The 24,565-nt window shown below is 51.7% G+C and carries 24 protein-coding genes; 14 read left to right on the top strand and 10 right to left on the bottom strand.

From position 1 onward, the window contains the following. Positions 1-2: 2 nt before the first annotated feature. The 10 genes from ACO0LM_RS03415 (at position 3) to ACO0LM_RS03370 (ending at position 10,060) form a co-directional block, all read left to right on the top strand. On the top strand, positions 3-1,013 hold the full coding sequence (locus ACO0LM_RS03415) for an NADP-dependent oxidoreductase (RefSeq protein ID WP_423034350.1): 1,011 nt from the start codon (positions 3-5) through the stop codon (positions 1,011-1,013). Positions 1,014-1,063: 50 nt separating this feature from the next. Then, positions 1,064-1,996, top strand: a complete 933-nt coding sequence (locus ACO0LM_RS03410) for a glutathione S-transferase family protein (RefSeq protein WP_423034348.1) — start codon at positions 1,064-1,066, stop codon at positions 1,994-1,996. A gap of 50 nt (positions 1,997-2,046) precedes the next feature. After that, a complete protein-coding gene (locus ACO0LM_RS03405) occupies positions 2,047-2,946 on the top strand; it encodes an SDR family oxidoreductase (RefSeq protein WP_423034346.1) in 900 nt (299 codons plus the stop codon). A 59-nt stretch (positions 2,947-3,005) separates the two neighbouring features. Further along, complete coding sequence (locus tag ACO0LM_RS03400; RefSeq protein ID WP_423034344.1) at positions 3,006-3,902, top strand: alpha/beta fold hydrolase; 897 nt, start codon at positions 3,006-3,008, stop codon at positions 3,900-3,902. Positions 3,903-3,907: 5 nt separating this feature from the next. After that, positions 3,908-4,351: an acyl-CoA thioesterase gene (locus tag ACO0LM_RS03395; RefSeq protein ID WP_423034342.1), complete on the top strand. Its 444-nt coding sequence runs from the start codon at positions 3,908-3,910 to the stop codon at positions 4,349-4,351. Next, positions 4,348-4,782: a GNAT family N-acetyltransferase gene (locus tag ACO0LM_RS03390; protein WP_423034340.1), complete on the top strand. Its 435-nt coding sequence runs from the start codon at positions 4,348-4,350 to the stop codon at positions 4,780-4,782. Before ACO0LM_RS03395 ends, ACO0LM_RS03390 begins: the two co-directional genes overlap by 4 nt. A 616-nt stretch (positions 4,783-5,398) precedes the next feature. Continuing rightward, complete coding sequence (locus tag ACO0LM_RS03385) at positions 5,399-7,147, top strand: methyl-accepting chemotaxis protein (RefSeq protein WP_423034338.1); 1,749 nt, start codon at positions 5,399-5,401, stop codon at positions 7,145-7,147. A gap of 38 nt (positions 7,148-7,185) precedes the next feature. Beyond that, positions 7,186-7,881: an adenylyl-sulfate kinase gene (gene cysC / locus ACO0LM_RS03380; protein ID WP_423034336.1), complete on the top strand. Its 696-nt coding sequence runs from the start codon at positions 7,186-7,188 to the stop codon at positions 7,879-7,881. 29 nt (positions 7,882-7,910) lie between these two features. After that, positions 7,911-8,921, top strand: a complete 1,011-nt coding sequence (locus ACO0LM_RS03375; protein ID WP_423034334.1) for a hypothetical protein — start codon at positions 7,911-7,913, stop codon at positions 8,919-8,921. A 68-nt stretch (positions 8,922-8,989) separates the two neighbouring features. Beyond that, on the top strand, positions 8,990-10,060 hold the full coding sequence (locus ACO0LM_RS03370) for a sulfotransferase family protein (protein ID WP_423034332.1): 1,071 nt from the start codon (positions 8,990-8,992) through the stop codon (positions 10,058-10,060). A gap of 16 nt (positions 10,061-10,076) precedes the next feature. Here the strand turns inward: ACO0LM_RS03370 and ACO0LM_RS03365 are convergent, their stop codons facing one another. The 4 genes from ACO0LM_RS03365 to ACO0LM_RS03350 form a co-directional block, all read right to left on the bottom strand. Then, the gene (locus ACO0LM_RS03365; protein WP_423034330.1) at positions 10,077-10,250 is read right to left on the bottom strand and encodes a hypothetical protein; all 174 of its coding nucleotides are present in this window, start codon (positions 10,248-10,250) and stop codon (positions 10,077-10,079) included. A gap of 69 nt (positions 10,251-10,319) precedes the next feature. Beyond that, on the bottom strand, positions 10,320-11,126 hold the full coding sequence (locus ACO0LM_RS03360) for an alpha/beta fold hydrolase (RefSeq protein WP_423034328.1): 807 nt from the start codon (positions 11,124-11,126) through the stop codon (positions 10,320-10,322). Position 11,127: 1 nt separating this feature from the next. Continuing rightward, positions 11,128-12,438 (bottom strand): O-acetylhomoserine aminocarboxypropyltransferase, encoded by a 1,311-nt coding sequence (locus ACO0LM_RS03355; RefSeq protein ID WP_423034326.1) that lies wholly within the window; start codon positions 12,436-12,438, stop codon positions 11,128-11,130. Then, positions 12,425-12,604 (bottom strand): hypothetical protein, encoded by a 180-nt coding sequence (locus tag ACO0LM_RS03350; protein WP_423034324.1) that lies wholly within the window; start codon positions 12,602-12,604, stop codon positions 12,425-12,427. The genes ACO0LM_RS03355 and ACO0LM_RS03350 overlap by 14 nt, the downstream gene beginning before the upstream one ends. Between ACO0LM_RS03350 and ACO0LM_RS03345 the strand changes: the two genes are divergently transcribed. After that, a complete protein-coding gene (locus ACO0LM_RS03345) occupies positions 12,603-13,052 on the top strand; it encodes a CBS domain-containing protein (RefSeq protein ID WP_186951531.1) in 450 nt (149 codons plus the stop codon). The two genes, ACO0LM_RS03350 and ACO0LM_RS03345, sit on opposite strands and share 2 nt — an antisense overlap. 85 nt (positions 13,053-13,137) lie before the next feature. After that, positions 13,138-14,139 carry an NAD(P)/FAD-dependent oxidoreductase gene (locus ACO0LM_RS03340; protein ID WP_423034322.1) on the top strand — a complete coding sequence of 334 codons (1,002 nt, stop codon included), beginning with the start codon at positions 13,138-13,140 and terminating at the stop codon, positions 14,137-14,139. A 215-nt stretch (positions 14,140-14,354) separates the two neighbouring features. Here ACO0LM_RS03340 and ACO0LM_RS03335 read toward each other — a convergent pair whose 3' ends face one another. From ACO0LM_RS03335 to ACO0LM_RS03310, 6 genes are all read right to left on the bottom strand, one after another. Beyond that, positions 14,355-14,828, bottom strand: coding sequence for a cupin domain-containing protein (locus tag ACO0LM_RS03335; RefSeq protein WP_423034320.1), 474 nt, complete (start codon positions 14,826-14,828; stop codon positions 14,355-14,357). Between the two features lie 66 nt (positions 14,829-14,894). Further along, positions 14,895-16,688 carry an ABC transporter ATP-binding protein gene (locus ACO0LM_RS03330; RefSeq protein WP_423034318.1) on the bottom strand — a complete coding sequence of 598 codons (1,794 nt, stop codon included), beginning with the start codon at positions 16,686-16,688 and terminating at the stop codon, positions 14,895-14,897. A 167-nt stretch (positions 16,689-16,855) separates the two neighbouring features. Continuing rightward, positions 16,856-18,397, bottom strand: coding sequence for a lysine--tRNA ligase (gene lysS / locus ACO0LM_RS03325; protein ID WP_423034316.1), 1,542 nt, complete (start codon positions 18,395-18,397; stop codon positions 16,856-16,858). A gap of 91 nt (positions 18,398-18,488) precedes the next feature. After that, positions 18,489-19,593 (bottom strand): peptide chain release factor 2 gene (prfB, locus tag ACO0LM_RS03320; protein ID WP_423034314.1). Its coding sequence is split into 2 segments (ribosomal slippage): positions 18,489-19,511 and positions 19,513-19,593, totalling 1,104 coding nucleotides; the frame shifts between segments, so codons are not numbered across the junction. 397 nt (positions 19,594-19,990) lie between these two features. After that, the gene (locus ACO0LM_RS03315) at positions 19,991-20,272 is read right to left on the bottom strand and encodes a hypothetical protein (RefSeq protein ID WP_423034312.1); all 282 of its coding nucleotides are present in this window, start codon (positions 20,270-20,272) and stop codon (positions 19,991-19,993) included. A 160-nt stretch (positions 20,273-20,432) separates the two neighbouring features. Further along, positions 20,433-22,772 carry a YgiQ family radical SAM protein gene (locus ACO0LM_RS03310; RefSeq protein WP_423034310.1) on the bottom strand — a complete coding sequence of 780 codons (2,340 nt, stop codon included), beginning with the start codon at positions 22,770-22,772 and terminating at the stop codon, positions 20,433-20,435. A gap of 279 nt (positions 22,773-23,051) precedes the next feature. Between ACO0LM_RS03310 and dcd the strand changes: the two genes are divergently transcribed. Both dcd and ACO0LM_RS03300 read left to right on the top strand, forming a co-directional pair. After that, positions 23,052-23,618, top strand: coding sequence for a dCTP deaminase (gene dcd / locus ACO0LM_RS03305; protein ID WP_422982460.1), 567 nt, complete (start codon positions 23,052-23,054; stop codon positions 23,616-23,618). Continuing rightward, positions 23,618-24,538: a glutaminase gene (locus ACO0LM_RS03300; RefSeq protein WP_423034308.1), complete on the top strand. Its 921-nt coding sequence runs from the start codon at positions 23,618-23,620 to the stop codon at positions 24,536-24,538. The genes dcd and ACO0LM_RS03300 overlap by 1 nt, the downstream gene beginning before the upstream one ends. Positions 24,539-24,565 lie beyond the last annotated feature (27 nt).

The following is a 24,565-nucleotide window of genomic DNA, read 5'->3' as shown; positions in this document are numbered from 1 at the left end:
CCATGACGACTAATTCTCAACTTGCATACCAACGTATCGTGCTGGCTTCCCGCCCTAAAGGCCAGGTTGTGCCGGAAAATTTCCGCCTTGAATCCTTGCCAGTGCCAGAACTCAAAGATGGTGAGCTACTGGTACGCAATCACTTCATGTCGCTTGACCCTTACATGCGCGGACGCATGGAAGATGCAAAAAGCTATGCTGCGCCGCAAGTCATAGGTGAAACCATGATAGGTGGCACCGTCGGTGAAGTGGTCGCCAGCAAGAATGCCAAATTCAACGTGGGTGACAAAGTCATAGGCATGCTGGGCTGGTCAGAAATGGGTGTGTCTGATGGCTTGCTGCTGCGTAAAGTCGATACCACCCACATCCCTTTATCTGCCTACCTGGGCTCAGTCGGCATGCCTGGCCTGACCGCCTGGTATGGCCTGACCCAGATCATGCAACCCAAAGCCGGTGAAACCATCGTGGTGTCTGCTGCCAGTGGTGCAGTGGGCAGCGTGGTTGGTCAGTTGGCCAAACAGATGGGGTGTCGTGTGGTGGGTATTGCTGGTGGCGTGGATAAATGTGCGTATGTCGTCAATGAACTGGGTTTTGATGCCTGTATCGATTACAAGGCGGGCAATCTGGAAGCCGATCTGGCAGCAGCAACACCGGATGGGATTGATGCCGTTTTTGAAAACGTCGGCGGCGATATTTTTGATGCCAGCCTGGCGCGCATGAATGCCTTTGGTCGTATCGCCTTGTGCGGTTTGATTGCCGGTTATAACGGTGAACAGATGAGTATCAAGAACGCCCGCGTATTCCTGACCATGCGTTTGACCATGCGCGGCTTCATCGTTTCCGAGCATATGGATTTGTGGCCGCAAGGTTTGAAAGAACTGGGTGGTCTGGTAGCGACGGGTAAATTGAAATTCCGTGAATCGGTCGCTGAAGGAATTGCCGCTGCGCCGGGGGCATTTATTGGTTTGTTGAAAGGCAAGAATTTCGGCAAGCAACTGGTGAAATTAATTTGATGTAACTGATGTAATTGATGTAAACCTACTAGCGAGCGCAGAGAGAATTCATGACCGATATGATCCTTCACAATTTTGCAATTTCCCCGTTTTCAGAAAAAATCCGTTTGATTTTCGGCTTTAAACAATTGAACTGGAAATCGGTCATGGTACCCATCATCATGCCCAAGCCGGATGTAACGGCATTGACCGGTGGTTACCGGCGCACACCCCTACTGCAAATAGGTGCTGATATTTATTGCGACACATCCCTGATTGCCGAGGTGCTGGAGAAACGCTCACCGGCACCTACGCTGTATCCCGCTGCCATCAACGGCATTGCGCGCAACCTGGCGCAATGGGCCGACAGTACCTTGTTCTGGACGGCAATTGTTTACGCATTTCAGCCGGCGGCCATTCCTTCCCTGTTCGGCAATATCAGCGCGGAAGAAATGCAGGCCTTCAGTGCTGACCGTGCCGCCATGCGTGGCAACATGCCACGTACCAGTTTGGGGGAAGCCAAAGGGCAGCTCAGTGAATATTTAAGACGCCTGGAAAACATGCTCAGTGGTGATGCGCCATTTCTATTGGGAGCGCAAGCCAGCATTGCAGATTTCTCTGTCTACCAGGCGTTGTGGCTGATACGTATTGCACCAGCAATCAACACTATCTTTGATGCTTATCCAAAGCTGTTGAAATGGATGGATCTGGTTGCCGCTTTTGGACACCACCAGTCAGAAGTTCTGAGTAGCGCAGACGCACTGGACGTTGCAAGGAGTGCGCAAAGCTTTGATATAGATGGGCGCAACTTTGTTGATAACCATGGCATACCTTTGGGTGAGCAGGTAGCCATTATGCCGACGGACTATGCGCTGGACCCGGTCGTGGGTGAGTTGGTGATTGCCAGTGAAAACGAATTGGCTGTGCGTCGTCAAGATGCGCGCGCGGGAACAGTGGTCGTGCATTTTCCACGTGTAGGGTTCCAGATGAAACGCGCAAAATAAATTCAGGCAAACTACGCAATAAATTAAATAAGCCAATTACAGGAGACAACATGAAAGTATTTAAAGACAGAGTAGCTGTGATCACCGGTGGTGCCAGTGGTTTTGGCCGGGAATTTGCGATCATCGGTGCGCGCCTGGGCATGAAACTGGTGCTGGCTGATGTACAGCAGGATGCCCTGGATAAAACCAAGGCTGAACTGGAGGCGCAAGGCGCACAGGTTCTGGCCATGCGTTGCGATGTACGTCATGCTGAGGAAGTGCAGGCATTGGCCGATGCCACGATGGAAAAATTTGGTGCCGTGCATCTGGTATTCAATAATGCAGGTGTCGGCTCTGGTGGCCTGGTGTGGGAAAATACCCAGGCTGACTGGGAATGGGTATTGGGTGTCAATCTTTGGGGGGTCATTCATGGCGTGCGTATCTTCACCAACCTGATGCTGGAATGCGCCAGGAAAGACCCGCAATTTGAAGGGCACATCGTCAATACCGCGTCGATGGCCGGTATGTTGAATGCGCCGACCATGGGTGTGTATAACGTTTCCAAGCATGCGGTCGTGTCTTTGTCAGAATCCCTATACCAGGATTTGAAACTGGTGGAAGCACCGATAGGTGCTTCTGTGCTGTGCCCGTATTTCGTGCCTACCGGCATTTCGCAATCGCATAGAAACCGTCCGGAAGATGTGCCATGTTCTGCACCCACTGCCAGCCAAAGGGCAGCGCAGGCGATGTCAGACAAGGCGGTGACTTCTGGCAAGGTGACGGCGCAAGAAGTGGCTGAAAACACCTTCAAGGCGATTGCTGACGAACAGTTCTATATCTTCTCTCATCCAGGTGCCCTGGGTAATGTGCAGGAACGTATGGAAGACATCGTCCTGCAACGTAACCCGGGTGATCCTTACAAGGCAGCGCCGCATATTCGTGACATGCTCAGGGCCAAGCTCAAGGCATAAGCAAAATATAAGCAAGATGCAAGTTCGCATCCACCTACAAGCATCAGGGAGAAGTATCAATGACAGCCGAGATTCAAAGCAATCAGTTTGCCGCACTGGACAATGGTACCCGCCTGCATTTTGCCAGTGCTGGTGAACGCGGTCGACCGCTGATCCTGTTTGTGCATGGTTTTCCAGAATTCTGGTACGAATGGTCGGCCCAGTTAGCCGAATTTGGGCAAGACCATTTTGCCGTGGCACCGGATTTGCGTGGTTTTAATTTGTCAGACATGCCTGCTGATGTTACCGCCTACAAGGCCAGGCATATTGTCGATGACCTGCGTTTGCTGATTGCCCACTTGGGTTATCAGCAAGCCACGGTCGTCGCGCATGACTGGGGGGGGGCGGTATGCTGGAATATGGCGATTGCCCTGCCTGCCTTGTTTGAAAAACTGATCATCATCAATTCACCGCATCCGTATCTGTTCATGCAGGCACTGGCGACTGATCCTGCGCAAAAGGCGTCGAGTGAATACATGAACTGGCTGCGCAACCCTGGTTCTGAAGAAGCGCTTGCCAAAGATGATTTTGCGCTCATGGATGGTTTCTTCAATGGCATGGGGCAGGGCGAGGCAAACTGGTTTGATGCCGATACCAAGGCTGCGTATCATGCTTGCTGGGCGCGTGGTTTGACTGGTGGCGTCAATTATTACCGCGCTTCACCATTACATCCGCCGACGGACAAAAATCCGGGGCCGCTGCAATTGAATCTGAACCCGGCTGATTTCCAGGTGAAGGTGCCCACCCGTGTCATCTGGGGTGAAAACGACAAGGCACTGCCCAAGACTTTACTGGATGGCCTGGAGAATTTTGTCGATGACATCCAGATACAGCGTATTGCTGAAGGTTCACACTGGGTCATCCATGAGCAACCAGAACGCATCAACCGTCTCATCCGTCAATTTTTGCAGAGTTAAGGACTATGGCCAAAGCAGATTTTGCTTTCTTTCATCGCTTGCGGGTGCGCTGGTCAGAAGTCGATATGCAAGCCATCGTCTTCAATGGCAATTATCTCAATTATTTTGATGTGGCTTTTACTGAATACTGGCGCGCCATCGGCTTGCCGAATGTGATCGCACAGGCAGCCGAAGGCAAAGAGTTGTTTGCCCGTAAATCCACTATTGAATACATGGCACCGGCCAGGTTTGATGATGAACTGGATATCGGTGTGCGTTGTGCCAGTATTGGTCGTTCTTCCATGCAATTCATCCTCGAAATTTATCTTGGTGAACATCATTTGATATCTGGTGAGCTGGTGTATGTGTATGCTGATACCGAAAAACGCAAGGCAGTTGCCGTCACTGATACATGGCGTGCGATAATTTCATCCTTTGAAACGCACAAGCCTGCCGATACCCGAACATGAATACTGAAAACCTGCGCCTGGTCATTGCCGACTGGGCTAGCTTGCAAAAAGATGCCCAGGCCATACGCTACGCGGTCTTTGTCATCGAGCAAAAAATTCCCGCTGAACTGGAATGGGATGCCGCTGACGCACAATGCGTGCATGCGGTGGCCTATGATGGCAGTGGCAAGCCAGTGGGAACTGGCCGTCTTTTACCCGATGCCCATATCGGTCGCATGGCAGTGCTGGCAGAGGCCAGGGGCCTGGGCATAGGCGCGCAGATTTTACGTGCCCTGATGGAACAGGCAAAAGCCAGGGGCGAGCCATCTGTGCGCCTGAATGCACAACAGTCAGCAGAGAATTTTTATCTCAAGGAAGGCTATGTACGGGATGGTGAGCTGTTTGAAGAAGCTGGCATTCCCCATGTCAGCATGGTCTATCTGTTTGCCTGATTGCTTTCTGTATTGATGCAATGCCGCCTTGGCCAAAACGGCAGGGTGGCATTGTCATTTCAAGTCTTGTCACTTCTTCTGACTGAGCAAAACGGATTTTCCCACTGATTATTTTTCTGCCCCTGCGGTATCTCCTCTCCCTTCATTTCTTATTTTTTCATCTAGATCTAGCTGCTTCCGGCCTTGCATTTATTGCTGAATGCCCAGGTTTTCATTGTGGAGCAATCGCGCCATTTTTAAACTGGTCTTATATATGTATGAAAGTCGGTATGAAATTCCGTATGTAATTTGCAACACGTACTTACGTAAATAATAGGGATTTAATTAACAAAAATCATAAATTGCAATATTGACATTATAAAAACATACACTACAATACAAGCTGATATATATTAAACAAATATGGTTATTTGATTTTTGCTACTAAGGATTTGATGATGATAGTTAGAGTTAATCCATTTAAGTAATTGATATTAAACGGAAATAAAAAAATTCACAATATTTAATAATTTCCTTGTAGCATCAAAATCTATGTGGCAATATAAGCTTATGCATTAATTTGCAGTTGCCCGGATTCAGTCACACTTTTAGCTGACTCACGTTTTTGGGAGAAATCATGACTATTGAAAACTCGAAGGTCTCGACCCGACTCATTACTGGTTTTGGACTGGTATTGGGCTTGTTGCTGGTGGTTTTGTTGTTGGGAACTACCTATATGGCAAAGATGCATCAGCGTCTGGAAGAGATTGCCAACGTCAATAATGTGCAATCCAAGCTGGCATCGACGATGTACCTGACGGTGACCGAGCGCGCCCTGGCATTGCGCAATCTGATTCTCCTGTCCGACGCTGCCGAAATTCAAATAGAGGTCAATCGCATCAAGGCACAGACAAAGAAATATGCTGATGCGGAAGAAAAATTGACCAAGATGATCAATGAAGATCCCAATGCTTCTTCAGCGCAGATCGCTTTGCTGGGAAGCATCCGGGATCAAGCCAAACTGTCTGAACCTTTCGTCACCAAAGTAGCTGAATTAGGTGTCAACAAGCAAGCTGAAGAAGCATACAAGATGCTACGCTTCGAGTTCCGTCCGATACAAAGAAAATGGTGGGACTTGCTGAATGACTTTATCTCTGATGAAGAAAAGCAGAATGCAGAAGCGATTACACAGGCAGAGCTTGACTATGCTAGTGCAAAAAAACTCATGTATATATTTGGTGCCGTTGCGTTGTTAGTCGGCATGTTGGCATCCTGGCTCATCGTCAGGAGCCTGTTGAAGCAACTGGGTGGCGAACCTCACTATGCTGTCACGATTGCCCAGAGAATCGCAGCGGGTGATTTGTCTGTGCCGATACGCTTGGCCGAAAAAGACACGCAGAGCCTCATGTATGCCATGCAGGAAATGCAAGGTGGTCTGGCCGGTATTGTCGGACAGGTGCGTTCTGGTACCGATACGATAGCAACGGCATCCAGACAGATTGCATCCGGCAATATGGATCTGTCTTCACGCACTGAGCAACAGGCTGGCTCACTGGAAGAGACGGCTTCTTCGATGGAAGAACTGACTTCGACCGTCAAACAAAATGCGGACAGTGCCAGGCAGGCCAATTTGCTGGCGCAATCAGCGTCGGATGTGGCCGTCAAGGGCGGTACCGTGGTGTCCGAGGTGGTGCAAACCATGGGTTCCATCAATACATCTTCGCGCAAGATTGTCGATATTATCGGTGTCATTGACAGCATTGCGTTTCAAACCAATATCCTGGCGCTGAATGCTGCAGTGGAAGCTGCACGTGCCGGTGAGCAGGGACGCGGTTTTGCGGTGGTGGCAACCGAAGTCCGTAACCTGGCGCAGCGCTCGGCCGAGGCAGCACGGGAAATCAAGTTGCTGATCGATGATTCGGTCACCAAAGTGGGTATCGGGGCAAAACTGGTTGATCAGGCTGGCGTCACGATGGAAGAAATTGTGGTCAGTATCAAACGCGTGACCAGCATCATGACTGAAATCATGATGGCCAGCCAGGAGCAGACCGCAGGGATAGAACAGATTAATGAAGCCATCGTACAGATGGATGATGTGACCCAGCAAAATGCTGCCCTGGTGGAAGAAGCTGCGGCGGCCGCCAGTGCCTTGCAAAATCAGGCAGATGATTTGTCAGAACTGGTTAGCACGTTCCAGCTCGCTTCCGGAAAATTTACAGAACCTGGCTGGCGTGAACCTGTGGCCGACGACAAGAAAGTCATACCACTGATCAAAAAAGCGACACTGGAAAAAAATAAAACGCCTGTCAAACAGATCAAGCGGGTTACTGCTGGTAGCACTAGCGCAGCGCGTAAAACTGACACGCAGGACTGGGAAGAATTCTGAAAGTAAACAAGGTCTTTGTTGAATCGGGAGTCGGAAAAATGCAAGCAAGCACAACAGCACTGGAAGAAGCACCGGCAGACAATGTGCCGGTTGAGCGCAGAAGCAAATTTGGTCGCTTTGTGCACAATCCTCAGTCGCGTGGAGGGGACATCAACTGGCATTATGGCACCGTCACGTCGATAGCACGTGAGAGGTTGCTGCACCAGAGTCCAGCCACCTTATGGCTGACCGGCTTGAGTGGTGCAGGCAAATCAACGCTGGCATACGCACTGGAAAAACTCTTGCTGGAACGTGGGCATTGCTGCTTTGTGGTGGATGGCGATAACCTGCGGCATCACCTCAACAGTGACCTGGGTTTTTCACCACATGACAGGCGTGAAAATATCCGCAGGGCGGCAGAGGTTGCCCACCTGCTCAATGAAGCGGGCATGATCGTCATTACTGCTTTTATTTCCCCATTCCAGGCTGACCGGGCCATGGCGAAAGAAATCATCGGTGAAGAGCGTTTCATTGAAGTACATGTCAGTACGCCTGGCATAGTCTGTGAAAGACGCGACCCCAAAGGCCTGTATGCAAAAGCGCGCAGGGGTGAGATACCCGAATTTACCGGCATCTCTGCACCCTATGAAGCGCCGTTGAATCCTGATCTGGAACTCAATTCTGAGTTGCACACGATAGAAGACGCGGCAGAAAAACTGTACGCACACATGATAGGGCTGTGCTATATCAAATAGCGCAAATAGTGCAAATAGCGGAAAAATCCATGTCTGCCGATACCGACAATTCAGTGCATGCCTATGATGCGTTCAATGGTGACGCTGATGGCATTTGTGCCTTGCATCAACTCAGGCTGGCAGAGCCGCGTCAGGCAAAGTTAATTACCGGTGCCAAGCGGGACATTGATTTGCTGAGTCGTTTCGCGGCAAAGCCAGGTGATTTGCTGACCGTGCTGGATATCTCTCTGGACAGCAATATCGTGGCACTGCGCCAGCATCTTGCCGCCGGTGCAGATATTACGTATTTTGATCACCATGCAGCGACGCAGGCTTTTACCCATGAACATTTGCATCTGCATTGCGATATGGCCGCCGATGTCTGTAGCAGCATACTGGTCAATCGCCATTTGAACGGCAAACATGGGAAGTGGGCGGTAGTCGCAGCCTTTGGCGACAATTTGCCAGAAGTGGCCCATGCCATTGCCAGCCACGCTGGGCTGAATGCGTTACAGCGCGGCCAATTGCAAGAACTTGGCATACTGCTCAATTACAACGCTTATGGTGAATCGGTGGACGATTTGCATTTTCACCCCGAAGCCTTGTATCAGGCCGTGCATGGCTATGTGGATCCTTTTGATTTTGTGAGCAATGCCTTGCCATTTTCTGTGCTGCGCAATGCCTATGCCAGTGACATGGCGGCCATGCAGGGTTTGAGAGCCTATGTGCAAAACGACTTGTCAGCCATCTATATCTTGCCAACGCAAGCTTGGGCCAGGCGTGTTTCAGGCATTTTGGCCAATCAATTAACGCAAGAGCAGCGTGGAAAATCCTTTGCCGTGCTGACTGCAAAGCCGGATGGCAGTTATGTCGTCAGTGTGCGTTCAGGTGACGCAGACAATTGCCCGGCAAATCAATTCTGTTCTGCGTTTGCCAGCGGTGGCGGGCGACGTGGCGCAGGTGGCATCAATCATTTACCAGCATCAGAAGTGGATAGTTTTGTACAAACTTTTATTGGCTATTTTGAGAAGATGGAAAAACCGCAGCTCAGCTTGTCATAGGCTGACAGGCAGGTAAGGCGGTCTTCCAGATTCAGACCTTACAGATATTTAAGCATGGGGAGAGCATCATGGCAGAAACACATAGCGTGACCAGCGTACAAAAAGTGGCGACCGCCAGCAAGCGACCAACTCCTGTATTGATGATACCCTTGCGACGCTGTGGCAGTCATGCCCTGCGTTTGCGGCTGAATAACAGCGAAGAATTTTATTCGCCTTATCCCCTGCATATTGTCGACTTCATGCCTCTGGTACCACGCTACGGTAATCTGGACGATGACGAAAACTATTTCCGCCTGGTGGTCGATGTGGTTGGTTTACAGGCGGCCAGCATGGTGAAGTGGAAGGACATGGTGTTTGATCCGGTGGATGTCTTTGAATCGATCAAAGATGACAAGCGTAGCGTGCACAGGATATTGTGGGAACTGTTGCTACGCACGGGTGAGCATCACCATGCCAGCATCGTCATGGATAAATCGCTGGATAGCGTGCATTATGCAGAAGAGCTGTTGCAACTTTTCCCGAATATGCTGTTCCTGAATGTGGTGCGGGACCCCCGGGCCCAGGTTGCGTCCATGAACAAGGCCATCATTCATGATTATGATTCCACCCTGAATGCCATGGCCTGGCTGGAAGCGCATCAACTGTCACGCGAGATCATACAACGTCATCCTGACCAGGTATTGACGATACGTTATGAAGACTTTTTAAGTAACCAGGAAACAGTCTTGCGGGCGATTTGTAAATTTTTCGATATTACATTTTTACCGGAAATGCTGGATGTCACCCGTTCTGCCGAAGCGCAACAAATATCCCATATGTCAGCCCTGTGGGAAACCAATCGTTTCCCGCCGGTCATGGCGAACAAAGACAAATTCAAGCAACAGTTGAGCATGCGCGAAATCGAAGTCATAGAAAGCCTGACCAAGGAATTCATGCAATTGTATGGATATGAGTTGATGACCGATGCCAATCTGGAATTGAGCCAGGAAGTCCTGGCCTCTGCCAAGGAAAAATCCAGCAAGGGCAGGGAAGTGGCCTGGGATACCCTGAAGCATGATAACTACAAGGACTATGTCCTGCGTCGTTTCAGGGCGGATTACCTGGCTGGCCTCAACCAGCGCCTGCCTATGCATGCATAGCAATGAAGGTTTAAAACTATACTAATGTAGCCATGATGCCGGCCCCTATCACCAGGGTGCCGGCTATTCTTTCTGTAATCACCGCACACCTTTCCTGTGTTGCCCAATGGCTGGCTTTGCTGGCCAGCATGCCATATTCCAGCGGGATGAAAAATTCCGGAATGATGGAGCAGGCTGCCAGTATCAGCATCAAGGCGCTGCAGAATATCCTTCTACCGCTGAGCACAACGCCATCATTGTCATCTTTTTAGTGCCATCCTCATGGCCTGGCAAAGTTGAGCAGCGCCGTCAAGACTTGATCGGCTTGCTCGGCCATCAACGAATGACCACAGTTTTCTATGATGGTTTGCTGGCTGTGGGCGATGGCCTTACTGAGAAGCAGGCTGGCCTTGACAGGTGTCATCATGTCTTTTTTACCGAGGATGAACAGGGTGGGGCAACGCACCGCCAGCGCTGCCACTTCACCATTGGTATAGGCGTTGCAGGCAGCAAAGTCGGTATGGAATACTTTATCCGGATTGATGGCAGAAATACGCTGCATCAAACGCTGGCTGACACCCATGACATAAAACCCCGGGCCCGGACAGGATGGCTTGTGGGCAATCGACGTGTGTGACCAGATATTCACCATATCAATGGCAGTTTGTTCTTCGTCACGCGCTGCATTCAACAGCGTATCCGACACCCGCATGGGGTAGGCGGTGCCGACCATGGTCAGCTTGTTGACACGCGCTGGCGCTTTGTAGCAAGCCTCCAGGGCGATCAATGAACCCATGCTGTGTCCTACCAGCGTCGCTTGCGCTACGCCTGCCACATCCAGCAAGGCGAGTAGCCAGTCGGCCATCTGTTCCACGCTGCTTAGTGTTGCCCCTTTGCTGCGTCCATGGCCGGGCAAGTCGACTGCCAGTACATTAAAACCGTGGTGGGCGAGATAGCGCGTCTGCAAACCCCAGACTGAATGATCATTCTGGGCACCGTGGATGAATACTACCGTTGCCTGTGCCGGATTGAAGTTTTTGCCTCCGGTATAACAATAGGCTGCCTGGCCATTTACCTGGAAAATCATCTCAGGCTCCTTTCTGGGCCGCTTTCAGGCCGCGTGTCAGGTCGTCGATCAAGTCGTCTGCATCTTCCAGTCCTATGGACAGGCGCATGGTGCCTTCATTTATTCCGGATGCAAGCAATTGTTCTGCCGGTACCCGGAAATGCGTGGTGGACGCCGGATGGATGACAAGTGATTTTGCATCGCCTACATTGGCAAGATGGGAAAAGATATTGAGTGCTTCGACAAAACGCTGGCCCGCAGCGCGATCAGCTTTCAGGTTGAATGAAAATACGGCACCGCAACCTTTGGGTAGCAGGGTTTTTGCCAGTGCATGGTCAGGATGAGATGCTAGTTCAGGGTAAGAGACTGAAGCCACCGCCGGATGTGTCACCAGGAAGTCGACGATCTTGCGGGTATTGGCGACATGCCTGTCCATGCGCAAGCCTAAAGTTTCTATGCCTTGCAAGATGTTGAAGGCATTGTGCGGACTCATGCAGGCACCAAAATCACGCAAGCCTTCGCGTCTGGCCCTTAACGAGAATGCTGCAACGGTAGATTCTTCCGAGAAAACCATGCCATGAAATCCATCATAGGGTTCGCATAGTTCGGCAAAGCGCCCCGTTTTTTCATAGGCAGCCTGCCAGTCAAATGTACCGCCATCCACCAATAAGCCACCGATAGCCGTGCCATGACCACAGAGGAATTTGGTGGCAGAATGAAACACCAGGTCGGCACCATGCTCAAATGGTTTAAGCAAATACGGGGTGGTAAACGTGGCATCCACCATTAAGGGCAGATAATTCTCATGCGCAATGGCTGCTACGGCAGGTATATTCAATACATCGAGACCCGGGTTGCCCAGGGTCTCGGCAAATAATACCTTGGTATTCGGACGTATGGCGGCGCGCCAGGCATCCAGGTCGCGTGGATCAACAAAGGTGGTTTCTATGCCAAACCGCTTCATGGTGTAGGCCAGCAGGTTTTGCGAGCCGCCATACAGAGCACGTGAAGCCACCACATGGGAACCGGCACCGGCAATGGTGCACAGGCCCAGATGCATGGCAGCTTGCCCACTGGCAACGGCGATGCCGGCAACACCGCCTTCCAGTGCAGCAATTCTTTCTTCCAGTACGGCATTGGTAGGATTCGATATGCGTGAATACACGTGGCCAGCGCGTTCCATATTAAAAAGTGAGGCCGCGTGATCAGAATCCTTGAAAACAAAAGAAGAGGTAAGATAGATGGGTGTGGCACGCGCCCCGGTGGTCGGGTCTGGCGCAGCGCCAGCATGCAGGGATAGGGTGTCAAAGCCGTGGTATTTAGGTCCGCTCATGGGGGAGACTCTCCATATAGTGAGGCAGCAATGCTACCATCGCTGCTGTCTTGCTTGCAAAATCCGCGTGTTTCTGCAGGAAAAATATTTTACGTGCTGGATTTTTTGCAAGGCTTGCGATACATTGCAAATAACGACCACAAAAATACAAAGAGAGGGGCATCATGAAAGTCTCAGAGATACTTCAAGTGAAGGGCAACATACTTTTCACGATCACGCCTGATATCCCTATTACCGAAGCGGTCAGTGTCATGGAAGAGAAAGATATTGGTTCTCTGGTTGTGATGGAGTACGGCGATCTGGTTGGCATACTGACCTTTCGCGAGGTGATACGTGCGATTCATAAAAACCAGGGCTCGCTGGGCGCGGGTACAGTGCGCAAATACATGGATGACCATCCGCTGACTGTGACCCCAGAAACTGAAGTCAATGAAGTGCGTCGCATGATGCTGGAAAAACACTCGCGTTACCTGCCTGTCATGGATGCGAAAACCCTGCTCGGGGTGATTTCATTCTACGATGTGGCGAGAGCCGTGCTGGAAGCGCAAAGCTTCGAAAACAAGATGCTGAAGGCATATATCCGCGATTGGCCAGTTGAAGAAAACGAGCAGTGATCAAGGATGCCTGATCAAATTTAAATGGACGCCCGCAAGCACGCTAAGCGGGCGTTTTTTATTGTCTCAAATTAAGGGAAATACTATGCATATCGCTGTTGTTGGTGCAGGATTATCAGGTTTGACCGTTGCGCGGCAATTGCAATCGCAAGGCCATCATGTCACCGTGTATGAAAAAAGCATGGGTGTCAGTGGCCGCATGAGTACCAGGCAAACTGAACTGGGGGGCTTTGATCATGGCGCGCAATATTTCACCGCGACATCGGACCGTTTCAAGAAGGAGATTCAGGACTGGAAAAAATTTGGCTGGGTAGTGCCATGGACCGCCAAGCTGGCGACGCTCGATGCCGGTGTCAGCAAGGCGGCTGGTCGTACTGGCACCCGTTATGTGCCGGTGCCGGGCATGAGTGCCCTCTGCAAACAGCTTGCTCACGGGCTGGATATCCGTACCGAGCAACAGGTCACTGCACTGGAAAGCCAGGGTAAGCAATGGCTGTTGTCGGTGCAATCCAGTACGGTTCCCATCGCTGCTACGGCTGGCCCTTTCGATGGGGTCATCCTGGCCATACCTGCAGACCAGGCAGAAGTCTTACTGTCGGTTGCACCTGCCATGGCAAAACAGGCCAGGCAAGCCAGGCTGGCACCATGCTGGACCCTGATGCTGGGCTTTCAGAGTTCGCTTGATCTGCCATATGACGGTGCCTGGGTCAACCAGTCGCGCCTGGGCTGGATTGCTCATGACGATGCGAAACCCTTGCATCGTGCCGGTGAACGCTGGGTTTGCCATGCGACACCCGCCTGGAGCCGTGAGCATCTGGAAGATGATGCAGAGCGCGTCAAGGAAAAACTGACCAAGGCTTTTCATGAAGCGACCGGTTCCCGCATACAGCCTATCCATGCAGTGGCCCATCGCTGGCGCTATGCGCAGGCAGAAAGCCCACTGGCCGTGGATTGCCTGTGGAATGACAAGCAACGCCTGGGCGTTTGTGGTGACTGGTTTGCTGCAGGCCTGGAGGGGGCGGGCAGAGTGGAAAATGCTTTCCTGAGTGCCCTGGCGCTGGCCAAGGCAGTGACCTGGAAGGGCTAAAAACCTGTTTACGATCTTACTGCGCGGGCGTGATCGGGGCTCATGCGCTGCTCAAAATGCTCATGTACTTAAGTACATTCCGCTTTTTGCGCTGCTCTTCACTCCCGCTGACGCACGCACACTGGCTCGCTACAGATCGTAAACAGGTTTTAAGTTAAATTCAGCATGGGGCAGGTCGCACAAGCTGAGCGGCCTGCCTCAGCTTGCTGCTTGGATCAGCCTAGCAATTTGGCTAACCCACGGGCTGGCTGGCCGGCATCATGCAGGGTCCAGGTTTTGCGTATGTTCTTGGGGACATGCCACAGTGCTGTCGTACCTGCGCGGAAAAAAGCCGTTTCACCGGGCTTGAGTGAAAAATGCTTGCCCTGATACTCAATATCCACCCCGCCATCGAGGACATAGATGGTTTCATCGAGCTGGTAATGCCATTCAAAGGTCGAGGGGCCATCGCATTCAAAGATACCAGAAGTGGTTTTGCCGTCATGCGACTTGAAAAATTCTGTCGCCCTGAAGTTGGGATTGCCTTCCTTGATCCAGGTCGGATCAACCTCAAAAGCCTTGACCGGCATGCTGATGGCCACGCTGCTGGCAGGCGCGACCTGGGTCACGTAGGCAATCGCCTGGTATGAGGTAATACCAAGCAGGGTCATCAGACCTGCCGCCACACCTATGGTAAGAGATTTCTTCATGCGATATCCACTCCTTGGCGCGAGAGTAACATTATCTTCCGGCATCGGATGAAAAATATCGTCAAATCATGTATGGGTATGGCTTCTCTCGCCAGTTTGCAAACGCCACAGGGCAGCATAGCCACCATCGAGGCTTAACAATTCTTCATGGGTACCGCTTTCCACTATTTTGCCTGCTTCCAGCAAATGGATGCAATCGGCCTGGCGTACTGTGGACAGGCGATGGGCAATCACGATGGTGCTGCGGTTGCGGCTGACCACATCCAGGCTGCGCTGGATAGCGGCTTCGGTTTCATTGTCGACGGCACTGGTGGCTTCATCCAGGATCAGGATGGGAGGATTTTTCAGGATCGCTCTGGCCAATGCCAGACGCTGGCGTTGGCCGCCAGATAATTTTTGCCCGCGTTCACCGATGCGGGTGGCAAAACCCAGTGGCAGTCTGGAAATGAATTCCGTGGCTTCGGCGGCTTGTGCGGCTTCGGCAATGGCGGCATCGCTGGCACCTTGCACGCCATAGGCAATATTGTCGGCTATGGTGCCATCCGTCAGGAAGCTGTCTTGGGCCACATAGCCGATAGCACGGCGTAAATCCTGCAAATTCAATTCGCTGATTTCATTCCCGTCCAGGGTAATGCGGCCGGATGTGGGTGAATAAAAGCGCAACAGCAGTTTGACCAGCGTGGATTTGCCTGAACCGGTGGAGCCGACAAAGGCGATGGTTTTACCGGCAGGGATGTGCAGGTTGATTTGTTGCAGGGTTTTTTGTTCACCATAGGCAAATTCAACTGCGTCAAAACGCAATTCACCTTTGACCTGGTCTGGCGCTACATGCTTGCCTTCATAAGTGATATTGATTTTGGTGTCCAGCAGGCCCATGGCCCGGTCAATTGCGGACATCGAGCGTTGATACATGTCGGCGACCTCTGCCAGCCCCGTCATTGGCCACAACAGGCGCTGGGTCAGGTAGACCAGTACAGAATAGGCACCGACCGCCAGTTCGCCCTGCAAGGTCAGCCAGCCACCGTACACCAGGGTGGCGGTGAAGCCAGCCAGGATCGCCATGCGGATGACGGGTGTGATTGCCGAACTGATGGCAATGGCGCGCGTATTTGCCTGCCTGTAGGCATCACTGGCTTCGGCGATATGGTTTTTTTCAAAACTCTCGGTGGCGAAGGCCTTGATGGTGGCCAGACCCAGCAAATTATTATTCAACCTGGCACTGATGTCGCCGGCAGCTTCGCGTACTTCTGAATAGCGTGGAGCCAGACGTTTTTGAAACCAGAAGGCACCAATGAGAATGGCCGGTACCGGCAACAAGGAGATCACTGCCAGCGAAGGTTGCAGCGCGAAAAATACGGCGCTGACCATGATGGATGAACAGATGACCTGAATGATCTGATTCGCACCACCATTCAGGAAGCGCTCCATCTGGTTGATGTCTTCATTCAGGATGGACATCAGATTACCAGTGCGCTGGTTTTCGAAATACGCCATTTCCAGTTTTTGTACATGGTCATAGGCATCTAGCCGCAAGTCATGTTGCAGATTCTGGGCAAGCTTGCGCCATTTCAGCGACAGCAGATATTCAAACCAGGATTCACCACCCCAGATAAGTGCATTCACCACACCCAGGAACATCAGTTGGTGCCAGGTATCGGTAATGCCAAAGCCGCCCAGGACCCGTTTCGCCAGAAAACTCTTGTCGCCATTGATGACAATATCCACGGCAACGCCGATTAATACTTCAGGCAGAACATCAAAAAATTTATTCAGGATGGAGTAAATCGTCGCCATCCGGAAATCGCTACGATAGGCGCTGGCGTAATGCAGGAGTTTTTTTAATGGATGGATAGTCGGCATGGTTTGCTTGGCAGAAGATGAAACTAAAGAATGAGACTAAAGAATAAAGCGAAAAAAATAAGCGAAAGAGGGTGTCAGGTGACATCACTATTAAAAACAAAAAGGGGCTGCAGATTCTACAGTCCCTTTCCCATTTCCGCTTGCGATGCAATCGCTGCGACTGAAGTTTAATCTTCGCGGCGCAGATGCGGGAACAAAATCACGTCACGAATGTTCGGTGAATCGGTAATCAACATCATCAAACGGTCTATGCCTATGCCGCAACCGCCAGTCGGTGGCAGGCCATATTCCAGGGCGCGGATGTAATCGGCGTCGTAGTACATGGCTTCTTCATCACCGGCATCCTTGGCCGCAACCTGTGCCTGGAAGCGTGCTGCCTGGTCTTCGGCGTCATTCAATTCCGAGAAGCCATTGGCGATTTCACGACCGGTCATGAACAGCTCGAAACGTTCGGTAATGCCAGCGACGGTATCTGACGCACGTGCCAGTGGCGAGACTTCGACCGGGTAATCGATGATATAGGTCGGGTCCCACAACTGGGCTTCGGCGGTTTCTTCAAACAGGGCCAGTTGCAATGCACCCAGACCGGCAGTGGCGAAAGGCTTGACGCCGAATTTCAGCAATTCTGCCTTGATGAATTCAGCATCATGCAATTGTTCATTGGTGTAATTGGGCGCGTATTTGTTGATGGCGGCAACGATGGTCAGACGCTGGAAGGGTTTGCTCAAATCCAGTTCACGGCCTTGATAAGTCAACACGGCTGTACCATGTGCATCTTCAGCCGCCTTGCGGATGACTTGTTCAGTGAAGTCCATCAGCCATTTGTAATCGACGTAGGCTGCATAGAATTCCATCATCGTGAATTCCGGATTATGGCGTGGTGACACCCCTTCATTGCGGAAGTTGCGATTGACTTCAAACACGCGGTCAAATCCACCGACCACCAGACGCTTCAGGTACAGTTCAGGCGCGATACGCAAATACATTTGCATGTCCAGCGCATTGTGATGGGTGATAAAAGGTTTGGCTGCGGCACCACCAGGTATCACATGCAACATCGGTGTTTCCACTTCCATGAACTCATTGCTGTTCATGAATGTGCGGATGGAGTTCATGGCTGCCGTGCGCGCCTTGAAAGTGCGGCGCGTGTCTTCGCTCATGATGAGGTCGACATAGCGCTGGCGGTACTTGGTTTCTTGATTGGCCAGGCCGTGGAATTTGTCTGGCAATGGGCGCAGGGACTTGGTGAGCAAACGCAGTGTCGTGACCTTGACGGTCAATTCATCTGTCTTGGTTTTGAACAAGACACCAACAACACCAAGGATATCACCCAGGTCATATTGATGGAAGGCTTCCATTTCGGCTTCGCCGGTTTTGTCGGTAGTGATATACAGTTGCATGCGACCATCTGCTTTGATACCAGAAGCATCCTGCAATGTGGCAAACGCAGCTTTCTTGCCAGCAGAGCGGCTTAACATCAAGCGACCGGCAACGCTGACTTCGACGTTCAGCGCTTCCAGTTCTTCGCGTGTCTTTGTCGCGTATTGCTGGTGCAGATCGGCGGCTTTGTGTTGCGGGCGGAAGTCATTCGGGAAGGCGATGCCTTTGCTGCGGATGGCATCCAGTTTAGCGCGACGCACAGCAATGACAGAGTGTTCGTCAACTGCTACTTCTTCGGCTGGTGCAGCATTGTTATTGATATCAGACATAATTTTCCCTAAGGGAGGGCAGGCATCTGGCCCGCAGGTTTTGATTCTTTAAGGCTGCGCAGGCGATCGCCTGCGCAATGTACACGCTGTATTACACGCCTTGCTTTAAGGATGCTGCAATGAATTCATCCAGGTCACCATCCAGAATCGCCTTGGTGTTGCCAGATTCGAAATTGGTACGCAAATCCTTGATGCGGGATTGATCCAGTACATACGAGCGGATCTGGTGGCCCCAGCCGACATCGGTCTTGGAATCTTCCAGGTTCTGCTTTTCGCTCATGCGCTTGCGCAGCTCAAGTTCAAACAGCTTGGCCTTCAGCATTTCCCAGGCTTCGGCACGGTTCCTGTGCTGGCTGCGGTCATTCTGGCATTGAACAACAATACCGGACGGGCCATGCGTCAAACGTACAGCGGAATCGGTTTTATTAATATGCTGACCACCGGCACCAGAGGCGCGGTAAGTATCGGTACGCACATCTGCCGGGTTGATGTCGATCTCAAACGAATCATCCACTTCAGGATACACAAACAGGCTGGAGAATGACGTATGGCGGCCATTGTTGGAATCAAATGGTGACTTGCGTACCAGGCGGTGTACGCCGGTTTCCGTGCGCAAGTAGCCATAGGCGTATTCGCCTTCGACCTTCAAAGTGGCGGTCTTGATGCCGGCGATGTCGCCGTCCGACTGTTCCATGATTTCAACTTTGAAGCCCTTGCGTTCGCAATAGCGCAAATATTGACGCAGCAGCATCGACGCCCAATCCTGCGCTTCAGTACCACCGGCACCAGCCTGGATGTCGATAAAGCAGTTGTTCGGGTCCATGGGATTGTTGAACATGCGACGAAATTCCATGCCCTCGACGAGTTCAAGCAGGCTTTGGGCATCAAGCTCTATCGCTTCCAGGGTATCGTCATCGTTTTCTTCGCGCGCCATGGCGAACAGGTCGTTGGCATCACGCAGGCCGCTGTCGGCCTTGATGAGGGTATTGACGACTGTTTCCAGGGATTTTTTTTCTTTACCTAATTCCTGGGCGCGTTTGGGATCATTCCAGACGGCGGGGTCTTCCAGTTCGGCGTTGACTTGTTCGAGTTTCTCTGACTTGATATCGAAGTCAAAGATACCTCCGGAGTTCGGCTTCGCGGACGGTCAGGTCGGCGAGCAGGGCGGACAGGCTATTGAGGCGTTCAGCTTCCATGATAGGTATTCTTTTCTAATGCAATCAAACCTTGCATTATACCTTGGCATGCGGCTGCATGAGTGAATTCGACAGCGTACTTATGCATAAACTGCAAGAATACCGGCTGAAACGCAGGCCGTGACGGTCTTTACGGATGGCGACTTGTACTTGTTGAAACAAATAGGGCTTAGAACGTGTTTACGATCTGTAGCGAGCGAGTGTACGTGCATCAGCGGGGTAAGGGTAACAAAAACGCAGCGCAAAAAGCGGAATGTACTGTAGTACATGAGCATTTTGAGCAGCGCATGAGCTCCGATCACGCTCGCGCAGTAAGATCGTAAACACGTTCTTACGCAAAACTGCCCCAAAGCGTTGCAACGCCTCTCCCAGCCGTGTACTACAATTCAGCGCCTTGTCACCAGACTGATTTGCTGACCGTCGGTATGGTATCCCTGTGGCTTTCCATCCATTTGGCCAGGTGGTTTTTAAAGCAGGGTGGGCAGATGTGGTATTGCGTCAGGGTGGATTGCCCGCCATTGGGGAAGGATTCTTCCTCTTCCAGGCTGACTGTAGTGATGATCTTTTCATGTTCCTTGCTGCCCCAGTTTTCATCCCAGCGGGATTCGGCACCGCAGACATCACAGGTGAGCTTGTCGAACACTTCTTCGGTATGCTCAAGTATCAGAACTGTTTTCATGTGCTTCATACTGTCTCCTTGCTGTTTTGGCCTGAAGTTGCTGCAAGCAATAAATTGATTCTACATCAGTGGTAAAGCAGGGAAAGGAAATGCTAAAAAAAAGCTGTGTTTTCCAACACAGCTTTGATTTTTGTCTGGCTTTGATAGCCTTGGGGCAAATTTAGCGCCGCCCGGATTTGCTGCTGGTAGCTGCCTTGGGCTTGCTTGACTTGTAGGCAAGGGCTGGGCGGCCTGCAGCCGGTGCCGCTGTTTTCATGGCAGGTTTGACCCCGGTACCTGCTTGTGGGCGCGTTGCCGGTTTTTTGCCAAAAGTATCTATTTTGGGCGCAGCAACCCGCCTACCATTCGCCACACCGCTTTCATCGATGGTGATGGGAATATGGGGTTGACGGGAGGGGATCAAATGGCGTGGCCCGCTACCTATCAAATCACGCCGCCCCATGCGTTGCAGGGCTTCGTGGATGATTTCCCAGTTTTCCGGCGCGTGATAGCGCAACAGGGCTTTGTGCAGTTTGCGTACCTTGCCTGAACGTGCAGTTTCTACCACTTCAGAATCTGCCGTCACTTTCTTCAGCGGATTCTTGCGTGTGTGGTACATGGTGGTGGCCAACGCCATCGGTGTCGGCATGAAAGTCTGCACCTGATCCAGCTTGAAATCATTTTTCTTGAGCCAGATCGCCAGGTTCACCATGTCTTCGTCGGTAGAGCCTGGGTGGGCTGCGATGAAGTAAGGGATCAGGTATTGTTCCTTGCCCGCTTCTTTTGAATACTTCTGGAACATCGCCTTGAATTCATCATAGCTGCCTATGCCGGGCTTCATCATTTTAGATAAGGTATCGGCTTCGGTATGTTCTGGCGCAATCTTCAGCAGGCCGCCAACGTGATGGGTTACCAGTTCTTTTACATATTCGGGTGAGCGCACAGCCAGGTCATACCGCAGGCCTGAGCTGACCAGGATCTTCTTGATGCCAGGAAGGGCGCGCGCCTTGCGGTAAATCGAAATCAGCTTGCTATGGTCAGTGCCCAGGTTCGAACAGATGCCTGGGTAGACGCAGGACAGACGACGGCAGGATTCTTCTATCTTTTTGTCCTTGCAGGCCAGTCGGTACATGTTGGCAGTGGGGCCCCCCAGATCAGAAATCGTGCCGGTGAAACCTTTGACCTTGTCGCGGATTTCTTCTATCTCGCGCAAAATCGACGGTTCGGAACGGCTTTGTATGATGCGGCCTTCATGTTCAGTGATGGAGCAGAAGGTGCAGCCGCCAAAACAGCCGCGCATGATATTCACTGAGAAACGTATCATTTCCCATGCCGGTATGCGTGACTTGCCATAGGCCGGGTGCGGCGCACGCGCATAGGCACGGTCATACACGCCATCCATCTCATCCATGGCCAGTGGCAGCGGTGGCGGGTTCAGCCATACGTCGCGGTCGCCATGGCCCTGCACCAGCGCCTTGGCATTGCCGGGATTGGCTTCCAGATGAAAGACACGGGACGCGTGGGCGTACAGTACGGCATCGTCCTTGATTTCATCAAAGGATGGTAGGCGTATGACGGATTTGTGCTGCTTGTTGCGTAGCATGATCTGGCGCTCTTCGCGGCTCATGATGCGTATGGCCTGTTGCTGGACAACATCCACTTTCAATTCCTTGACGACGCTGTCTGCGGTGCTTGCCGGCGTGGTAGCGTCAGTCGTGCCGGTGGCACATTTTGCTTCTTTTTCCGGCATCATGGCATACGGGTCGGTATGCGCTTCGAGTTTGCCAGGGGTATCGATTTTGACGGAATTGATTTCCGTCCATTCTTCATCCGGCAGCCAGCCACGCGGTGTCATAAATGCCGTACCACGCAAGTCGCGGATATCCTTGATTGCTTCACCCTGGGCCAGTCGGTGAGTCAGATCGATCAGGGCGCGTTCCGCATTGCCGAACAACAGGATGTCTGCCTTGGAATCTGGTAGTACCGAGCGACGTACTTTGTCAGACCAGTAGTCATAGTGGGCAATGCGACGCAGGCTGGCTTCTATGCTGCCGACCACGATATTGGCATCAGGGAAGGCTTCACGCGCACGCTGGGCGTACACCACCAGTGCACGATCCGGGCGCTTGGTGCGATCGCCATCGGGTGTATAGGCATCTTCTGAACGTATTTTCCTGTCTGCGGTATACCGATTGACCATGGAATCCATATTGCCGGCAGTGATGCCGAAATACAGGTTTGGTTTGCCCAAAGCGCGGAAGGCATCGGCTGATTGCCAGTCAGGCTGGCTGATGATGCCAACCCGGAAACCATGATGTTCCAGCAAGCGGCCAATCAGGGCCATGCCAAAACTGGGGTGATCGATATAGGCATCACCCGTTACCAGGATGACATCGCAGCTATCCCAGCCCAGTACATCCATTTCGGCGCGCGACATGGGTAAAAAAGGTGCGGTATTTTTTCCGCCAACTTCGGGGCGGAAACGTGGGAATGAGAATAGATTTTTAGGCTGAGCGTTCATGGGCGGAATTGTACCGGAAACCTGTGGATTTTGCTCGCGTCAAAGGAAATTCTTCTGAAAAATCAAAAGCTTGCATAAAATATGGATGGACTTTTTATTAACTAATTTATGCGCCAGGATCGCCAGCCTGGCGCGGCCGCCAGGTGTCTGAAGCTTGCGTTGTGAACTGTCGGACCGAAATCACCTCGAATTTGTTTGTGTTTTCCAGAGCTAATTCCATATTAGATATAGCTGTTTTCGCGTAAAATCGCGCCAATATTAATGTGGCAGGAGAAGTATATGAGTATCAAATCAGACAAGTGGATACGCCGTATGGCTCAACAGACTGGCATGATAGAGCCGTTTGAACCTGGCCAGGTGCGTGAGCGCGATGGCAACCGCATCGTCAGCTATGGCACTTCTTCGTATGGTTACGATATACGCTGTGCCGACGAATTCAAGATTTTTACCAATATCAACAGCACTATCGTTGATCCGAAAAACTTCGATGAAAAGTCTTTCGTGGATTTCAAGGGCGATGTCTGCATCATCCCACCAAATTCATTTGCGCTGGCGCGCACCATGGAATATTTCCGCATACCGCGTAGTGTATTGACGATTTGCCTGGGAAAATCAACCTATGCCCGTTGTGGCATCATCGTCAATGTCACACCGTTCGAACCAGAATGGGAAGGCTATGTCACGCTGGAATTTTCCAATACCACACCATTGCCAGCCAAGATTTATGCCGGCGAAGGTTGTGCCCAGGTACTGTTCTTTGAGAGTGATGAAGTTTGTGAAACCTCATACAAAGACCGTGGAGGTAAATATCAGGGGCAAGTTGGCGTGACGCTGCCAAAAACCTGATGCAGCCCGATTACACCGCAATCCTCGAGACGATTTTTGCGGAAGTTCAACCCCTGTTGTCACAAGGGAAGGTTGCTTCATACATTCCGGAATTGTCTAAAGTATCTGCCCAGCATTTTGGCATGGCAGTGTATTGCCTGGACGGCCGCACTTATTCCATCGGTGATGGCCAGCAAAAATTTTCGCTGCAAAGCGTGACGAAGCTGTTTGCGCTGGCGCTGGCATTTGCACGTGAGGGTGACGCCATCTGGGAAAGAGTGGGGCGCGAGCCTTCAGGCAATCCCTTCAATTCCCTGGTGCAGCTTGAGTATGAAAAAGGCAAGCCGCGTAATCCCTTTATCAATGCTGGCGCACTGGTTATGACAGATATCCTGTCAGGTCGTTTTGTGCAGTCGGATATCGCGGTGTTACAGTTTGCCCGCACCATCGTCGGTGAAAATACGGTGGATTTTGACATGGCCGTTGCCCAGTCGGAACGAATGACGGCGCATCGCAATTATGCAATTGCCCATTTGATGAAAGATTTTGGCAACCTGCATAATCCTGTCAAGGCTGTCATCGACAGCTATTGCCGCCAATGCTCGATTACCATGACTTGTGCGGAACTGGCCAAGGCCGGCAGCTTCTTGGCCAATCATGGCACGATTCCATGGAGTGGTTTGCAAATACTGGACCCCAGCTCTGCCAAGCGTTTGAATGCACTGATGCTGACCTGCGGTACCTATGACGCGGCAGGTGATTTTGCCTACCGTGTGGGCTTGCCGGCCAAGAGTGGTGTCGGCGGCGGCATACTGGCGCTGGTGCCGGGCGAGCTGGCCGTGGCTGTCTGGTCGCCGGGTTTGGATGCGACTGGCAATTCACTGGCTGGCACGTATGCGCTGGAACGCTTTACCACCCTGACTGCCAGATCGATTTTTTGATTGCTGCTGGCTGGCATCAATCATCAA

Source organism: Undibacterium sp. Di26W, from assembly GCF_049340265.1.
In the GTDB taxonomy this organism is placed as follows: Bacteria; Pseudomonadota; Gammaproteobacteria; order Burkholderiales; family Burkholderiaceae_D; genus Undibacterium.
The sequence above is the reverse complement of the archived record's forward strand: the minus strand, read 5'-3'. Positions and strand labels throughout refer to the sequence as shown.

What these genes read in the sequence shown, in the direction of transcription:
- ACO0LM_RS03415 (WP_423034350.1), top strand. Translation starts at nt 3, where the DNA reads ATGACGACTAATTCTCAACTTGCATACCAACGTATCGTGCTGGCTTCC.
- ACO0LM_RS03410 (WP_423034348.1), top strand. Translation starts at nt 1,064, where the DNA reads ATGACCGATATGATCCTTCACAATTTTGCAATTTCCCCGTTTTCAGAA.
- ACO0LM_RS03405 (WP_423034346.1), top strand. Translation starts at nt 2,047, where the DNA reads ATGAAAGTATTTAAAGACAGAGTAGCTGTGATCACCGGTGGTGCCAGT.
- ACO0LM_RS03400 (WP_423034344.1), top strand. Translation starts at nt 3,006, where the DNA reads ATGACAGCCGAGATTCAAAGCAATCAGTTTGCCGCACTGGACAATGGT.
- ACO0LM_RS03395 (WP_423034342.1), top strand. Translation starts at nt 3,908, where the DNA reads ATGGCCAAAGCAGATTTTGCTTTCTTTCATCGCTTGCGGGTGCGCTGG.
- ACO0LM_RS03390 (WP_423034340.1), top strand. Translation starts at nt 4,348, where the DNA reads ATGAATACTGAAAACCTGCGCCTGGTCATTGCCGACTGGGCTAGCTTG.
- ACO0LM_RS03385 (WP_423034338.1), top strand. Translation starts at nt 5,399, where the DNA reads ATGACTATTGAAAACTCGAAGGTCTCGACCCGACTCATTACTGGTTTT.
- cysC (WP_423034336.1), top strand. Translation starts at nt 7,186, where the DNA reads ATGCAAGCAAGCACAACAGCACTGGAAGAAGCACCGGCAGACAATGTG.
- ACO0LM_RS03375 (WP_423034334.1), top strand. Translation starts at nt 7,911, where the DNA reads ATGTCTGCCGATACCGACAATTCAGTGCATGCCTATGATGCGTTCAAT.
- ACO0LM_RS03370 (WP_423034332.1), top strand. Translation starts at nt 8,990, where the DNA reads ATGGCAGAAACACATAGCGTGACCAGCGTACAAAAAGTGGCGACCGCC.
- ACO0LM_RS03365 (WP_423034330.1), bottom strand. Translation starts at nt 10,250, where the DNA reads ATGCTGATACTGGCAGCCTGCTCCATCATTCCGGAATTTTTCATCCCG.
- ACO0LM_RS03360 (WP_423034328.1), bottom strand. Translation starts at nt 11,126, where the DNA reads ATGATTTTCCAGGTAAATGGCCAGGCAGCCTATTGTTATACCGGAGGC.
- ACO0LM_RS03355 (WP_423034326.1), bottom strand. Translation starts at nt 12,438, where the DNA reads ATGAGCGGACCTAAATACCACGGCTTTGACACCCTATCCCTGCATGCT.
- ACO0LM_RS03345 (WP_186951531.1), top strand. Translation starts at nt 12,603, where the DNA reads ATGAAAGTCTCAGAGATACTTCAAGTGAAGGGCAACATACTTTTCACG.
- ACO0LM_RS03350 (WP_423034324.1), bottom strand. Translation starts at nt 12,604, where the DNA reads ATGATGCCCCTCTCTTTGTATTTTTGTGGTCGTTATTTGCAATGTATC.
- ACO0LM_RS03340 (WP_423034322.1), top strand. Translation starts at nt 13,138, where the DNA reads ATGCATATCGCTGTTGTTGGTGCAGGATTATCAGGTTTGACCGTTGCG.
- ACO0LM_RS03335 (WP_423034320.1), bottom strand. Translation starts at nt 14,828, where the DNA reads ATGAAGAAATCTCTTACCATAGGTGTGGCGGCAGGTCTGATGACCCTG.
- ACO0LM_RS03330 (WP_423034318.1), bottom strand. Translation starts at nt 16,688, where the DNA reads ATGCCGACTATCCATCCATTAAAAAAACTCCTGCATTACGCCAGCGCC.
- lysS (WP_423034316.1), bottom strand. Translation starts at nt 18,397, where the DNA reads ATGTCTGATATCAATAACAATGCTGCACCAGCCGAAGAAGTAGCAGTT.
- ACO0LM_RS03315 (WP_423034312.1), bottom strand. Translation starts at nt 20,272, where the DNA reads ATGAAAACAGTTCTGATACTTGAGCATACCGAAGAAGTGTTCGACAAG.
- ACO0LM_RS03310 (WP_423034310.1), bottom strand. Translation starts at nt 22,772, where the DNA reads ATGAACGCTCAGCCTAAAAATCTATTCTCATTCCCACGTTTCCGCCCC.
- dcd (WP_422982460.1), top strand. Translation starts at nt 23,052, where the DNA reads ATGAGTATCAAATCAGACAAGTGGATACGCCGTATGGCTCAACAGACT.
- ACO0LM_RS03300 (WP_423034308.1), top strand. Translation starts at nt 23,618, where the DNA reads ATGCAGCCCGATTACACCGCAATCCTCGAGACGATTTTTGCGGAAGTT.